Source organism: Flavobacterium phycosphaerae (assembly GCF_010119235.1).
Taxonomy (GTDB): domain Bacteria; phylum Bacteroidota; class Bacteroidia; order Flavobacteriales; family Flavobacteriaceae; genus Flavobacterium; species Flavobacterium phycosphaerae.
In genome coordinates, this window is sequence record NZ_JAAATZ010000001.1 from 3,076,196 (window position 1) to 3,091,123 (window position 14,928).

Here is a 14,928-nt window from a genome sequence, read left to right on the forward strand (position 1 = left end):
TGGGTCATTATTGCAATGGTAATGGCCTGTGGTTTTCCAATCGTTTCAATCATCATTTAAATCAAAACAATCAGCATGACAAAATATATTATTTACCTCGCCACGCTTATAGCTTCTCTGATAGCTTACAATTCAGGCGCTCAAAACAAAATCAGTTGGGTGCGCTATGACGATGACTTTACGGTCTTAAGAAAAGACAGTTTAAAAAAAGGGCTTGACCAATTAAAATATATCCCATTAGGAAAGAACCATTTCATTTCGTTTGGTGGTGAATGGCGTGAACAAGTACAACATTACAATCATCTGAACTTTGGAGATGTACCACCCACCTATTCCGATGCTACTATTTCACAGCTTTGGCATCGTCTTATGATACATACCGATATAGAACTTGGCAGTCATTTTCGGTTTTTTATGCAGCTAAGCAATACCGCACGGTTTTTTAATGACAATCCTATGGTGCCCGAAATTGAAGAGAACCAGCTAAGTTTGCACCAAGCTTTTGGCGAATTAAAATTCAACAACTGGAATTTCCGATTAGGCCATCAGGAACTGTTTTACGGCAATCATAGGCTGATAACTTTCAGGGAAGGCCCTAATACCCGTCAGGCTTTCGACGGATTGTTGGTAAAACGAAAATTCAAAAACGGTTCACTCGATTTCTTTGCCGTTTCCAAAGTAATTTCAAAACAATATGTCTTTGATGATGAAAGCATGCATGATGGGTTATTAGGAATTTACGGTACTCAGTTCTATGCCAATCGTAAATTGGGATTGGATTACTTTTTGGTTAACTTCCAATCACGAGACCAAAAGTATAATTACCAATCGGGTTACGAAAACCGACAGACTTGTGGTATACGGTTATTTTCAAACTTGAAAATCGTAAACTTTGAATTGGAAGGTGCCTACCAAACCGGAAAGTTTAACGATTTAACCATTGAGGCATACAGTGTCTTAGCTGATGTAAATATAACTGTACTTCCCGCTAAAAAAGGAATCATTGGGCTAGCTGTTAGTTTAGCTTCGGGTGATAAAGACAGTACTGATGGTAAATTAAACACTTATAATTTATTGTACGCCAAACCCGCTTATGGGTTAGTTGCTCCAATAGGCGCCACCAACATGGTAAGTTTATCGCCTTATGTAAAAATAAATCCGGTTCAGAAGTTGAATGTGCTGGCACAAGTTTTTTTCATGGGACGAAACAGCAATCAGGATGGCACTTATTCGCCCGGTATGGTGCAAAACCGACCAAAACCCAATGCGCTTTTTATAACTAATAAGAAAACACTAGGTCAACTTTATGTCTTAGAAACCAATTACCAGCAAACCAAAAACGTATCTTTTGCTCTTGATGCTTCCTATTTTGATATAGGCAGTTATCCTAAAGCAACCGGTGTCGGGAAAGACATTCTTTACCTGTCATTCAAATCCGCTTTTAGATTTTAAAAACACTAAAATTAGTATCTTTACACCTATTCACCGAGATGCTCTTTCATAATAGCAAAAAGTTTTTCTTTATTTAAAGGCTTAGTGATATAATTGGTAAATCCGGCCGAGAAGATACGCTCTTCATCTTCCTTAGACGCATAAGCTGTTTGAGCAATAACCGGTAAGCCCGGACGAAATGAGTGAATAATTTCGAGCGCTTGAAACCCATTCATCACAGGCATTTTAATATCCATCAGTACAATAGCCACCGAAGGATTTTCAAGACAAATGGTTACTGCCTCCTGGCCGTTTAGGGCACGTATAATATTAAAATTTCGAAGCTTGAGTATTTTTTGCAACAGCAAGAAATTGATGTTATCATCTTCAGCTATAAGCACGGTAACCGAACTATCGTTATGGATTTCTTTTACGAGTGTCACCGGTTCCTTAGGCAGTACCGGTAAACGGTCGTATTGTAGCGGAATGGTAAACGAAAAAACGGAGCCTTTACCAAGTACTGAATTCAGGCTGATGGAACCCTGCAGAATTTCGACATAGGCTTTGGTAATGGCCAGTCCCAGTCCTAAACCACCTTCCCGTATGGCCAAATCGGTATCTACTCTTTTAAAACGGTCAAAGATATATTTTTGATTTTCTTCGGTGATACCCAATCCGGTGTCCTCTATCTGAAAAATAAGCTGTTGGTTTTCTTCGTCAATTTGGTACCCAAAACTCACCACTCCGGTTTCGGTATATTTGATTCCGTTAGTAATTAAATTGGTAAGTATCTGTTTGAATTTGGTTTCATCGGTAATGATATTGCGGTTGGGTGGCGTGGTTGTTTCTTTGATGCGTAAGAATACTTTTTTGGTTTTAGGAATGGTTATTTTTATGGTTTCGTACAACTCATGAATACATGCTTCCAGATTAAGACTCGAATAGTTTGGTGTAATTTGATTGGAATCGATTTTAGACATCTCTATCAAATCATCAATAATAGACACTAAGTTTTTACCGCTTTTGTCAATTACCTGAAGGTATTCTTGTTTTTCAGCATCAGTTAGGTTGGTGGTCATCAGCAAATCGGTAAATCCATTGATAGCGTTCATAGGAGTTCTGATTTCGTGTGACAAATTAGCCAAAAACGAAGATTTCAATTGGTCACTTTCTTCGGCCTTAATCTTAGCATCTACCAGCTCTTTTTTGTGGCGGTTATTTTCTTCAAAAAGATTGCCGATATACCTAAACTCACCAGTAGTACTTTTGAGTTCGGTAATCGATTTTTTATCTCCGGTTTCAAGTACATTCCGAATCAAGTGCAGCGGATAATATACCCAATTGCGCGTGAGTAAAAGGCTAAGCAATAAATTGATAAAAAAAGTAAAAACAATCAAGTAAAGTATGGTAGTCGTATTTTCAAAGTAAACCTCAAAATTACGTTCAAATGATAAACAGCCTATGGTGGTTCCATCATACTTGGTTAAAGCGACTTGGCTAGTGATGATATTACTGTTATAAACCGGTGAAATGCATTGATTTTGAAGTTTAATATTTGATCCGGTTAACTTTTCGAGACTATTCAGGTAAGCCGTATCAAGCAAACGTACAACAAAGAAATAGCCGGCCGAAGGGGTTTTATTTTTATGCAAATCAAATGACGGATGAACCGAAGCGCCAAAAACCTCAGTGGCTCCCAGAGGGGTTTGTAAATAAAAGTGACTCAACCCCTGACGGTCTAATGCGGCCATAGCTTGTGCCGGCATAGCGAGTTTTTCATTAAATTTTGCAGTAAGTGTGTGGGTAACAAACTCTTTTTGAGCATTGTAAGCCACCATATAATCAGCCTTATAAATACCTATTTCCTTAGCAATAATTTGATTGTACCAAACAATATCCTTTTTTTTAATAAAAGTCTCAAACTCATCCCAATTAGTATCATTATTTATATAAACCGAAATGGGCTTGGCGTTCATCTCAAGCAATTGCGTAATCTGGCTCTGGTATTGTTGGGTGGAATCGTTGTAAACCTGCTCCTGAACTTTAAGGTTGTAATAATACAGCGAAGAATAAAGCAGTATAAAAATAATACTGGACGAAAAGATCAGCAGTACTATTTTAGGGTATGTTTTTTTAACTACCATCGTTATTTTTAAGATTTAGGGGTGACCAAAATACTAAAAAAACTTTACTCCAACACTTATAGCATGTTAATACTATATCATTTTAACTAAAATAAATTGTTTTATCTGAAAAACTGAATGTTTTTTTATCAATATCTTATCTCAACAAGAGTAATACCTATAAGTAAAGTATCACAAATAAATTTATAACTTAAAGATATATTGCTTTTAAACTTGGTCCAATGCTTTACGTTTTTGAGAGCCTATTTCTTTAAAGTAAGTTGGTGTTAATCCGGTTATCTTTTTAAATTGGGTAGAAAGATGTGCCACACTGCTGTATTCTAATTGAAATGCAATTTGCGACAGGGTAAGTTGATCGTAAACCAGTAGTTCTTTGGCTTTTTCGATGCGTTGTTCAATAAAATAATTTTCGATGGTACGGCCTTCAACCGCCGAGAATAAACTACTCAGGTAAGTATATTCATGATGCAGTTTATCCGACAAGTAAACCGACAGCTTGCTTTTACTGTCCTCCCCTTCGGCTTCATTACGAGCTCTTTTAATAACCAACTGTTTAATTTTTTCAACTACACCACCTATAGGGCTATCAATAAGTTCAAAACCTACTTGATTTAATTTTGCTTTCAGGATTTCTTTTTTGATGGGTGTTAGAGCCGTTGTTAAATGAATTTCGCCAAAAACAACCTTGTGAAATGCAATTTCTTCAGCTGTTAAAATAGCTTCCACCATCATCACACAACGTTGGCAAACCATATTTTTGACTAAAAGTACAGGAGTGTTCATAAGGTAAAGTTAGTAATTTGAAATGAAAAAATAAGAGCTATTAGCCATACAAAATAAGCCGCTCCTTTGAGGAACGGCTTAACTTAATTTTTACTGTGCTAATGTTATTGACAAGAAGCACAAGTACAATCAGCACCACAATTACAATTTTCGCAGGTACAATTTGGATTGCTGCATTTTACGTTTGTGGTTTCGGGTGCACATTGGCACTGGTTTTCAACTGTTTTCATAATGATTAATGATTTATTGTTATTTATAAGACAAAGATAAGGTGACACTACAACCCCACTATTATAGAACTTTGGGAACGCATTATATAATTTTGGGATCTTACTTCAACAGAAAAATTTGCTTTTATTTTGGATATACATGGCCTCTGAAAACCTTTGTTAAGCATCCTATTAAAAGTAAACACGATTTGTTTACCTCATGTAAACCTTAATTAAGTTGAGCGTATTTTGCTTTTTACGAACTTTGTAATGTACTTAAATTACATTTTATGAAAAAGCTGTACATCACAGGTCTTTTACTGGTTCTTTCAGCATTATTACAAGCTCAAACCTTTGAATGGTTAGCAACGCCTGCTATAACTTTTAGTGCTAATCCCGAAGGCATTGGGTATCCAACCGCTACTGATCAGCTGGGAAACACTTTTGTATGTGGATTTAAAGATAATGCCCATCCTTATACAGATATCTTTGGCAATCTTTGGTTTTTGAAATTCAATCCTAGCGGACAAGTAGTATTTAGTAAAGTTATTAGCGGTACAGTCAATGCCTATAAAATGTTGGTTGACGGTGCTGGTAATTTATATATTGCGGCAGCTTACATTGATGAAATTCAGGTGGATGATTTACATCTGACGACCAATCTTCAAGGAGTAAAACCTATTTTATTAAAATTTGACAACAACGGAAATTTGCTATGGCACAAAACCATACCCGATATGTTTGTAGAACATTTTAAGGCATTGGCTATTGACGAGCAACAAAATATTTACATTGGTTATGACACTTATATGGATTCATATATTGAAAAACTGGATGCCAATGGAAATTCACTACAGCTAATTACACAAACACAAGTAAAATCTATTTCAAGTGTAAGTATAGATACTGAAGGAAACATCTTCGCTACAGGTTCCTGTGCCGAAACCAATGTAAGCTTCAATGGGACTCCCATGACGAATACTTTGCCCTATAATACCTACTTGGTCAAATACAACTCCTACGGTCAAATGCAATGGATGCATTTTGTGGAAGATGTTACCTGTCCTGAGCCACAGGTATTGGTTCGTACTCCTGATGAAGTCTATTTCAGTTCCTATTTATTTGGAAATTATACTTTTGGAAACCTCACTACTGAAGGTCCCATTAATGGCTTTAGCGATTTCTTTTTGGCTAAACTCAATTCGAATGGTGTTTACCAATGGGTGAAAGAAGTGCCCGGAGCCGGAGAAGTCATAGTAGGTAACCGCAATTATCTGGCGTTGGATACCAATGGAAATTTATACCTAACGGCCAGAACCAGAGGAACTATTCAATGGAGTCCAACAATAAGCACACAAACAGCAGGTTTTAACCATGACCTAATAGTATTAAAATACAATCCGCAAGGGGAAGTGTTATGGGCTAAATTGGCCGGAGGCAACTCAGAAGACCGAGCTGATGGCATTACGGTATTACCGGATAACAATGTGGTACTAACCGGTATAGTCAACGGGGATGTAACTTTTGATGCGCTAACACATAATTCAGCCGGTTTTGCCTATTATCCCTTTGTGTCCAAACTTAATACCACAACACTAAATGTAAACAGTCCATCACTGCACAGTATATCGGTTTATCCCAATCCTGCGCAAACTACTTTAGTCCTTGCGGCTAAGGATTATACCGAAACGGCCAGTATCTACAATCTTTTGGGACAAAAATTAAAAACCGTAAACTGTAGGAACGAAACAACCACAATCGATATTACAACTCTACCCAAAGGAACCTATTTTATCCGATTAGAAAACAACCAAGTCATTCGTTTTGTAAAAGCGTAATTCTGTTTTTAACATAAATTCAATATTACTATCTTTACGTTAGTATTATCAATTCATAATTTATAATTCGTAATTAAAATGACAGTTTCCGATATCATGAATGAACTCGAGGCCAAGGGCAGCGACACCATTAAAAACATTTTGCTCAAACATGGTGTAAAAGAACCCTTTTTTGGAGTTAAAATTGAGTACCTAAAAATCATTGAAAAGAAAATTAAAAAGGATTATGCGCTGGCACTAGAGCTTTATGCTACCGGTAATGCAGATGCTATGTACTTGGCGGGCTTAATTGCCGATGATGAAAAAATGACGAAGGAAGATTTGCAAACTTGGGTGGAAATGGCAGAGTCCAACAACATTAACACTTACGCCTTACCATGGGTAGCGGCCGGTAGTCGGTATGGTTTTGAAATGGGCCTGCAATGGATTGATGCTAAGAAAGAACACATAGCTGTAGCGGGTTGGGCTACTTTAGGAGGCTGGGCTACACTCAAAACTGACAGCGAATTAGACATCGCCGTCTATAAAAATTTATTAACCCGAGTAGCAAATGAAATACATACCGCAGGAAACCGCGAAAAACAAGCTATGAATGGTTTTATTATAGCCGTCGGAACCTATATAGCTGAATTATCCGAAGATGCCGTTGCCACTGCTAATAAAATTGGGATACTAAGTGTAGATATGAATGGCACCGCCTGCAAAGTCCCTTTAGCAACTGATTATATTAAAAAAGCCAGTGACAGAGGTACAATTGGTAAGAAAAAAAAGAAATTGAAATGCTAAGGCATTAAATTTTCAACTGGCCGCTTGAGGTTTGTGTAAATTAATTTGGAGTGCTTGTGTTATGTCGTTTTTATAATTAGGATTGTGGTGTTTTTTCATTAAATAATTGGCACCCATTTGAAAAAAATGACGGGCCAGTTTTTTGGGAAAAGCACCGGAAACGATAACCACAGGAATGTTCTTCCATTCTCTGGATTTTTTTAACACCTCCAACACTTCTTCACCATTAACAATTGGCATGTGTGTATCCAAAAATATCATATCGGGAGTTGTGGTTTGGCTTCTAAGTGCCTGTAACATCTCATAACCACCCTTAAACACCAAAACTTTATTCCCTAATTCTTCAGCCACATTTTTAAAACTGGCCAAATCATCATGGCTGTTATTAAGATAAAATATCGATAAAGAAGTTTCCATAATCACTGTTTTATAATATTAAAATTAGTGGATTACCGATCAAAATTTTTACATGATAATGGGATTTCGTTGTATAATTTCAACATGAATTTCTTGTGTGGTCTTCGCTTTAGTTTTTCCTATCTTTGCGTCGTTAAAATTAAAATTGATATCATGAAATTTATAGCTTCTCGCCTTTCTTCCGGCAACAAAATATTTCCCGCAGAGATTTATTTAGAACCCACCGGAGTTACTATTAAAATTCCGGGGCTTTTTAGCGGAGAAACCAAACATTTTGATTACGAGCATATTGCTTCAGTAGAAATTGATACCCCTTTAGTAGGCTTTTCTTCAATTACCATTTTTGCAGGAGGTACTATGATGGCGGCTAACGGGTTTACAAAAGCCGAAGTAAAACAAATTAAGGAAGGTATAGAAAAAGGCAAGCTGGAAGTAAAAAACAGTCAGCGTGAATCGTCACCAACACAGACTCAGCCTTCATCCAGCTTAGCTGATGAGTTGAAGAAACTGAAAGAATTGGTAGATGCCGGTGTGATAACTTCTGAAGAGTTTGACCAACAAAAAAGAAAAATGTTGGGGCAATAATACCCTAATATACTTTAAAATATAAACAAAAGAGACGCGATATTCGCGTCTCTTTTACTTTCAATTAAATACTTAACTTAAAATTGAAAATAGATAAAGGAGCTACCACTTTCTTGAGCGAAAATAATAGCCAATAACAGAAATGACCAAACTAAACTTAGCCACAGCCACGATACTCTATGAGCTACATCGAGCACTTTGGTATTGCGCATTACCCAGTGGCATAACAAAATCAACGGGACAATAATAGCAACCTTTAAAATGGCTAACGTAGTTAATAAGGCTTTATCTCCTGAAGCAAACCCAGACATTGCACAAAGTAATTGCCAAGCTTTTCCAAATGTATCCGAACGGAAAAACACCCAAGTTACATTCACCAGCATAAACGTTAAAAAGGCATAGAAAAAACCAACCCATTGACTGTTTTCATCGACAATGCCTTTAGGGTTATCGATGTTTTTACGATCTTTATAATATTTCTCTACCCAAAGGTAAATGCCATGCAAACCACCCCAAGCTACAAACGTCCAATTGGCACCATGCCATAATCCGCCTAATAACATAGTCATCATTAGGGCAAAATATGTCCTCATTTTACCATGACGATTACCTCCTAACGGAATGTATAAATAGTCTCTTAACCAACTTGACAAAGTAATGTGCCAACGTTTCCAAAAATCGGAAAAGCCTATAGCGGCATATGGATAATTGAAATTTTGAGGCAGTACAAAACCTAAACACAATGCTACACCAATAGCACAAGTAGAATAGCCGGCAAAATCAAGAAAAATTTGTCCCGAAAAAGCAAACACACCAATCCAAGCATCAAGCATAGGCAAAGCATCATGGGCATCAAAAACGGTATCAGCCGTGTCCGACAACATACTATCGGCCAAAACTACTTTCATGAATAAACCTAACGTAAGCAGTAATAAACCATCCATCATTTGCTTGCGCGAAGCAACTCTTGGCGATTCAAACTGAGAGACTAATTGCGGAGGTCTTACTATTGGTCCTGCCACCAAGTGCGGAAAGAAAGTCACGAACAAGGAAAAGTCGAGCAGTGATTTTACCGGTTCACTTCTCTTTTTGAACATATCAATCGTATAACACAAGGTGGTAAAAGTGTAAAACGAAATCCCTGCCGGCAGAATAATATTAGGTGTAGCCGGATGAAAATTGAACCCAACCAAATGGCAAACTGCAACAAAATTATCGAGCAAAAAAGTACCGTATTTAAAGAAACAGAGCATGCCTAAATTGCCAATCAGACTGATGACTAATAAGAGTTTCTTTTTATGCGGGTTCTCTTGGGTATACAAAGCTCTTCCCACAAAGAAATCGACTACTGTTGACAACCACAGCAACAGTATAAAAGGGGGATTCCAAGCAGCATAGAAGATATAACTGGCGGCCAGTAAATTGATTTTCTTAACCCTCCACGACAACGGTAAGTTGTGCAAGAATAATATCAGTATAAAAAATACGACGAAAGTGTACGAATTGAATACCATAATTACAGTTTTTTAGGGTTAGTATTTTGTAAAAAAGTAAATCCGGGCTGTTGTGACAGTAAGCGGAAAAACTCTTTGGTAAACAATTTGGCATCTGCCTTTTTTAAATGGGATAATTCAGGACAGTCAAAATGAGCTATAGCCGGATAATCCATGAAGTGAATTCCGGGACATTTTGTTTCCGCTAAGAGTCGGTTCCAGAATTTTTCTCTGGGAAACCCCATATTTTCACCTTGTAAATAGACTCCGCTGGATGGTGTTCGCACAAATACTACTTCACCTCCACGGGCTTTTATTTTATCAATATCAGCTTTAACCGATTTAAAAATAGCATCAAACGCAGCCGGTGGCATTGGCGGAGCACTCATAGCCATTTTAGCAAAAAAGCCCCAGATGGCTTTCACTTGATTGCGTTCGGCTTCATTGGCAACAAAACTATTGGTCATATAAGCCTGTCGGCCAAAAGTATTTCTTTTAAAATTCATTGGAAATGTCGGCATCATAAAAACACCCGGACGACTTGGAATTTGTAGCGCTTCTAATCGGGCATTAGTCGACAAAAAATCCTTATCCAAAAAAGCAAACTTTGATTCCAATACTTTATTCAGTTCAAAACTAGCTCGTTGTGCCGGTGTTCGGTCATAATAGTATTTGATATTTTCGTTCGCGGTTTCCATAAAAGGGGGTGCCATATTAAAGAACAAACCTTCGGTTACGTCAATAACCAATTTCCCTTTGAAGTTAGGATCATTTGCTAAATCGGTTAAAACTGGTCTCGGGCAAGTGCCTTCCATGGCCAGCTGCACCGGTAGTGTGGTGGTGAGTTTTCTCCAAGTAGCTCTGTCTAAATCATATTTGATTCGGGAAGACCCTATAAAAACAATCGTTTTATCAGTTGGTCCATAAATTTGAGCGCGTTTATCGGCCCATAACGGCGGTCCATCATCATAATCAACAGAGATTCCCTGATTTCTTAAATACAATTCATAACCAAGGACTACACAAACTACGATAACCAAAGTTACCATAGCAGACTTGAATAGCGATTTTTCATTCATACTGTAAAGAGGTTGGTTAGTAAAAAATAAAATGCAATCCTATCAAGTGGGGAATTGAATGCTGGATTTGCTCATAACTATTTCAAATTTAAATAATTAATAAAGAGGCATACACATACTCCTATTTTACTTATTAACGATTTTCCTGTTAATAAATCGAACTCAAAATGGAGTGAACTAAAATTCAATAATCTTTCGTTACATTAGCTTAAAAAAGAAGATGCTTCAACAACAATTGGAATTAACAAACGAATTAACCTCTCCTCTATTCCGAATCATGTGGATACAAAACCGGAATGAACCCCACCGCCGTCATTTTGAAAATAACATTTGTGCTTTTCATATTGGCAACGGATTGATTCTTTCGGTAGCACATAATTTGAAAACCGAGGCAAAGACATTTAAATCAATTGAGCAAAGTGTATTTGAAACTGCTATTTTACCCTATTTGAATTCGGCACAAACGCAATGGTTTGAAACTTGTTTTCCGTTAGATACTACAAACAACAAGCGGTATTGGACCAATAATAATCCCAGTGATTATCAGTTTGCCGTTGATATTTTAAGGCAAATTAATTTTGACACCCGTTGGACTTCATTAATGGATAAAAACATAGCCAAACCCCATCTCATTATTCAATTTAAAAACAATGAGTTTTATAATGACTCCTCGCTTACACCTCATTTTACTTCAGACACATATTTTGAAGAATCAGGCATTAACAGGCATACATTTTTGGTTGAAGTAGAATTAGTAGAGGCTTTTTACAGCGAAGATATAGCGTTGTACCGTATCATAAATACGCCGACTGAAGTGATTAAAGCCATGCCGAGTCTAACCGTAGATTTTTCTATTTTAAATGACAATCAGGAGCAGTATTATTGTCTGCAAAGCTCACCAACCAGTGAAATTGGAAAGCTACTCAACAAAGCTCAAATTGAAGGTTTTACAGACCATTTTAGCTTTTTTCAGGATAGAATTGGCGGAAATTATACTTTTGAAGGATTGCGTTATTTAATTAAAGGGTACTTCCGATTTGGTTCTTCAGGCGCTCCTTATGTTTTTTATGATACCAAAAGCAAAGACTTTAAAGTAAATGCAATTCAAAGTGAGGCCTGCCCGATTCAGCTTTCTATTGACAACAAAAGAGAAGGTAATTTTCAATATATAAATGCTTTGGCTTCACCTTTACAAATCATTCAGGAAAAGTTAGAAAAATATATTGCCACAGCACAAAACCTATAATAATCACAAAAAAAACCACCACATGAAGTGATGGTTAGTTGATTATGATAACAGGGTTAATGTTAGTTCATCAACGTTTTTTTGATTACTGTTATATCGTTTTCTAATGTTATTTTTACTAAAAGTGCTTGTGTGCCAACTGATAAGTTTCCGGTTTGGAAATTAGTAGTGTTTAATCCGCTTTGCGAGAAGATTTGTTTTCCTGAAAGATCAAACACTTCTAGTTTAGCAATTGGTGAGGCTTCACAAAGAACAGTAAGTTGATGTTGATTCGTTAACACCACAACAGCAGCATTGAAATCGGGAACAACCGTACCTAGAGCCGTGTTAGTGAAATGAAGTTCGAAACGACTTTCAAAAGTACCGCTTGTAGTAGTAAATGTAAAATCGCCTGATTTCATATCATGATACACACCTGTTACCTTATCAAGCATATAAACATTCTGATTTTCAAACAATCCGTCAAAGTTCTCTAAGCTTATGGTTAAAGTTCCATTAGTAGTCGTGCTATAGGCTACAGGAATTACATCATTTTCTGAAAAAGGTAAACTTTTACCTTGAATAGATAAATCATAGTCACCTACCATAGTATAAATTGCTACAGGATTCCCAACCGGCATTGTTTTACCATCAAACATGGTATCAAAATCATTAGTAGCTCCGGTAACATATCCCAATAACATTTGGTTATAAGCGCCTTGTGTATCGGTCAATGACAACCACAATCTATGTTTTTCTATAGATGATACTGATGAATTAGCAGCCGTATTACTATTTCTAAAGAATTGAGTATTTGTATTCGTTACACGCATAGCATTTTTAAAAGAAGCTGTATAAGTTCCATTCGCTTTGGCTGTATTGGCTTCAATAAAAAATCCTTGACCTGCTCCTATTTTTCCTGTTGGGTAAATATTTCCTGAAAGAGCAGGTGTTGAAGTTCTTACACCTCCTGTAAAATTATATTTTGCATAATCATTAATAGTATAATTATTATTGGTAATGCTGGTGTTGTGTGTCCAAAAATAAATGGTTCCATTTACAACTGTTGAGTTGGTAGCATCTGTTAGGAATAAATCAATATCAATAGCAGATGGATAAGGATTACCGATAAGATTATAGGCTCCGGTACTTTTCACTATAGAAACATTAACCACTCCATTGTTAGGAACTCCGACAAAATTTGTTTGGAGTGTAGCAGACAATAAAGGGTCTGGTGTTCTTCCGATATACCCCACTCCCGGTGTCATTGCGGTTGAGTTGGCTTGGTAAACCCAATTGTTGATACTGGGACTAAATGAATAACACATTGAGCTGGTAGCCAATTGACTTAAAGCAGCACCGGCTACCGGAGATGACCAATAAGTATAATCATATAATTTAAGTGGAGAGGTTTGTCTACTATAAGTAATGTTACCTGAATTGACAGCAGCATCATTGGTTTGTACCAAACTGGCCGTATCATCAAAAGATAAAGAACCTGCAGTTACTTTTACCTCATTAACAAGAGATAAAGTTGTTCCGGCAGTAAAAACTACATTTCCTGATGTTACATGACAAGAACATCCGGTTATATCAGAGGAAGAAGAAAAATCTCCTGAAAAAACAATTCGTTGTGAACTTGTAGGAGGAGTTCCTGATGACCAAACGGTTCCGTTCCAAGTATTTGATGGCTGGCTTAACGTTACGCTTGTACTTGAAGATATACAGCCAGTACTATTTTTTGCTGTAACACTATACGTGCCAGCAGCCATTGAGTTAAACACTCCTGTTGTGTTAGTATAAGTTGTTCCGTTAGTACTATAGGTATAGCCAGCTCCGGTAGGTGCTGTTATAGTAATTGAACCATTGGCAACATTACAACCCGGACTTGTAGGCGTTACTGTAGGTGCGGCAGGTGCTGCTGTTACTGTTACCGTTACTGCTTTTCTTAGCGTAGTAACCGAACCAGTGGTCGCCTGAACATAATAAGTTGTATTAGCGGATAATGTTGGTGTCGTGTAAGTAGTCGAATAAGGACTTGAAGTAACTGTAGTCGTTAAGAAAGGAGTTCCACCTGTAGCAACTGTAAACCATTCATAAACTGTTGTGGCTGAAGGCGTAGGATTTTTAGCCGCTGTTATCGTTGCTGAACCTGAAGCACATATAGTTGTCCCTGTTGTATTAACGGTGTTATAGCCACCACCTGAAACCAAAGTAGGGAAATCCATTAAAACTCCTCCACCACTACCGTTACATGAAGCTACTTTGGTGCCTCCTACCTTTATCAAATCTGAGGCACTACAGTTAGTTCCGGCACTTAAATTTCCTCCGGCTTCAACTATGATAGCGGTGTTAGCCGCAAAGGACAAATCATAATTACCATTAGAGAAATCAATACTGGCATTGTTTCTAATAACAAACTGGATGGCTCCTAAACAAGTCAAATCCAAGTTAGCATTCATATTCAAGACTGTAGCATTTGTTCCGTTACCAACATAAATAGTAGAACATGAAGCCAATGAAGCACAACTTAACGTACTTGAATTAACGGTAGCTCCCGTAATAGTACATTGTGCTCTGGTCGTGATCGAATAAAATGAAGCGACGATTAATAAAAGTAGTATTTTTTTCATATGCTTTATTTTGTAAAAATAGATTTGGGATTAAACTATGTGGCAAAGTTATCTCCATATCAACAGTTTACACAAGTAAGTCGATATTCAACCTAAAAACTCTACAAACTACACTTAAGTTGGACTTATTAACAATTAAATAGCAGTTATTAACAATAAAGCGGGTATGATTTTCTTGAAATGTTCCTTAAAAACCAATAATGATGAAATAGCAGTCATTTAATAATTTTCATGATAAAATAAGTCTTTCAATCACAACTTATTGAATACAAATCAATAAACAAACTGATTTATTTTGAAATTTA

At 36.9% G+C, this 14,928-nt stretch carries 11 protein-coding genes; 5 read left to right on the top strand and 6 right to left on the bottom strand.

The genetic code is table 11. The annotated features are described in order from the left end of the window. The first annotated feature begins 75 nt into the window (after positions 1–75). Entirely contained in the window at positions 76–1,452 is a 1,377-nt protein-coding gene (locus GUU89_RS13730) for an alginate export family protein (protein WP_162128444.1), read from the top strand. 26 nt (positions 1,453–1,478) lie between these two features. Here the strand turns inward: GUU89_RS13730 and GUU89_RS13735 are convergent, their stop codons facing one another. Beyond that, positions 1,479–3,575, bottom strand: a complete 2,097-nt coding sequence (locus tag GUU89_RS13735) for an ATP-binding protein (protein ID WP_162128445.1) — start codon at positions 3,573–3,575, stop codon at positions 1,479–1,481. Positions 3,576–3,782: 207 nt separating this feature from the next. Then, complete coding sequence (locus GUU89_RS13740; RefSeq protein WP_162128446.1) at positions 3,783–4,358, bottom strand: helix-turn-helix domain-containing protein; 576 nt, start codon at positions 4,356–4,358, stop codon at positions 3,783–3,785. A gap of 499 nt (positions 4,359–4,857) precedes the next feature. Here GUU89_RS13740 and GUU89_RS13745 point away from each other — a divergent pair, with 499 nt between their 5' ends. Both GUU89_RS13745 and GUU89_RS13750 read left to right on the top strand, forming a co-directional pair. After that, positions 4,858–6,405 (top strand): T9SS type A sorting domain-containing protein, encoded by a 1,548-nt coding sequence (locus GUU89_RS13745; protein ID WP_162128447.1) that lies wholly within the window; start codon positions 4,858–4,860, stop codon positions 6,403–6,405. A gap of 78 nt (positions 6,406–6,483) precedes the next feature. Then, positions 6,484–7,191: a DNA alkylation repair protein gene (locus GUU89_RS13750; RefSeq protein WP_162128448.1), complete on the top strand. Its 708-nt coding sequence runs from the start codon at positions 6,484–6,486 to the stop codon at positions 7,189–7,191. 12 nt (positions 7,192–7,203) lie between these two features. On the opposite strand, the gene GUU89_RS13755 is transcribed toward GUU89_RS13750, so the two are convergent. Then, the gene (locus GUU89_RS13755; protein WP_162128449.1) at positions 7,204–7,608 is read right to left on the bottom strand and encodes a response regulator; all 405 of its coding nucleotides are present in this window, start codon (positions 7,606–7,608) and stop codon (positions 7,204–7,206) included. A 153-nt stretch (positions 7,609–7,761) separates the two neighbouring features. Between GUU89_RS13755 and GUU89_RS13760 the strand changes: the two genes are divergently transcribed. Beyond that, entirely contained in the window at positions 7,762–8,193 is a 432-nt protein-coding gene (locus tag GUU89_RS13760; RefSeq protein ID WP_202924468.1) for an SHOCT domain-containing protein, read from the top strand. Between the two features lie 77 nt (positions 8,194–8,270). Here GUU89_RS13760 and GUU89_RS13765 read toward each other — a convergent pair whose 3' ends face one another. Next, positions 8,271–9,707 (bottom strand): MBOAT family O-acyltransferase, encoded by a 1,437-nt coding sequence (locus GUU89_RS13765; protein ID WP_162128450.1) that lies wholly within the window; start codon positions 9,705–9,707, stop codon positions 8,271–8,273. 2 nt (positions 9,708–9,709) lie between these two features. Continuing rightward, positions 9,710–10,765: a hypothetical protein gene (locus tag GUU89_RS13770; RefSeq protein WP_162128451.1), complete on the bottom strand. Its 1,056-nt coding sequence runs from the start codon at positions 10,763–10,765 to the stop codon at positions 9,710–9,712. A gap of 220 nt (positions 10,766–10,985) precedes the next feature. Here GUU89_RS13770 and GUU89_RS13775 point away from each other — a divergent pair, with 220 nt between their 5' ends. Further along, a complete protein-coding gene (locus GUU89_RS13775; protein WP_162128452.1) occupies positions 10,986–12,011 on the top strand; it encodes a hypothetical protein in 1,026 nt (341 codons plus the stop codon). Positions 12,012–12,073: 62 nt separating this feature from the next. Here the strand turns inward: GUU89_RS13775 and GUU89_RS13780 are convergent, their stop codons facing one another. Further along, on the bottom strand, positions 12,074–14,623 hold the full coding sequence (locus tag GUU89_RS13780; RefSeq protein WP_162128453.1) for an Ig-like domain-containing protein: 2,550 nt from the start codon (positions 14,621–14,623) through the stop codon (positions 12,074–12,076). Between the last annotated feature and the right edge of the window lie 305 nt (positions 14,624–14,928).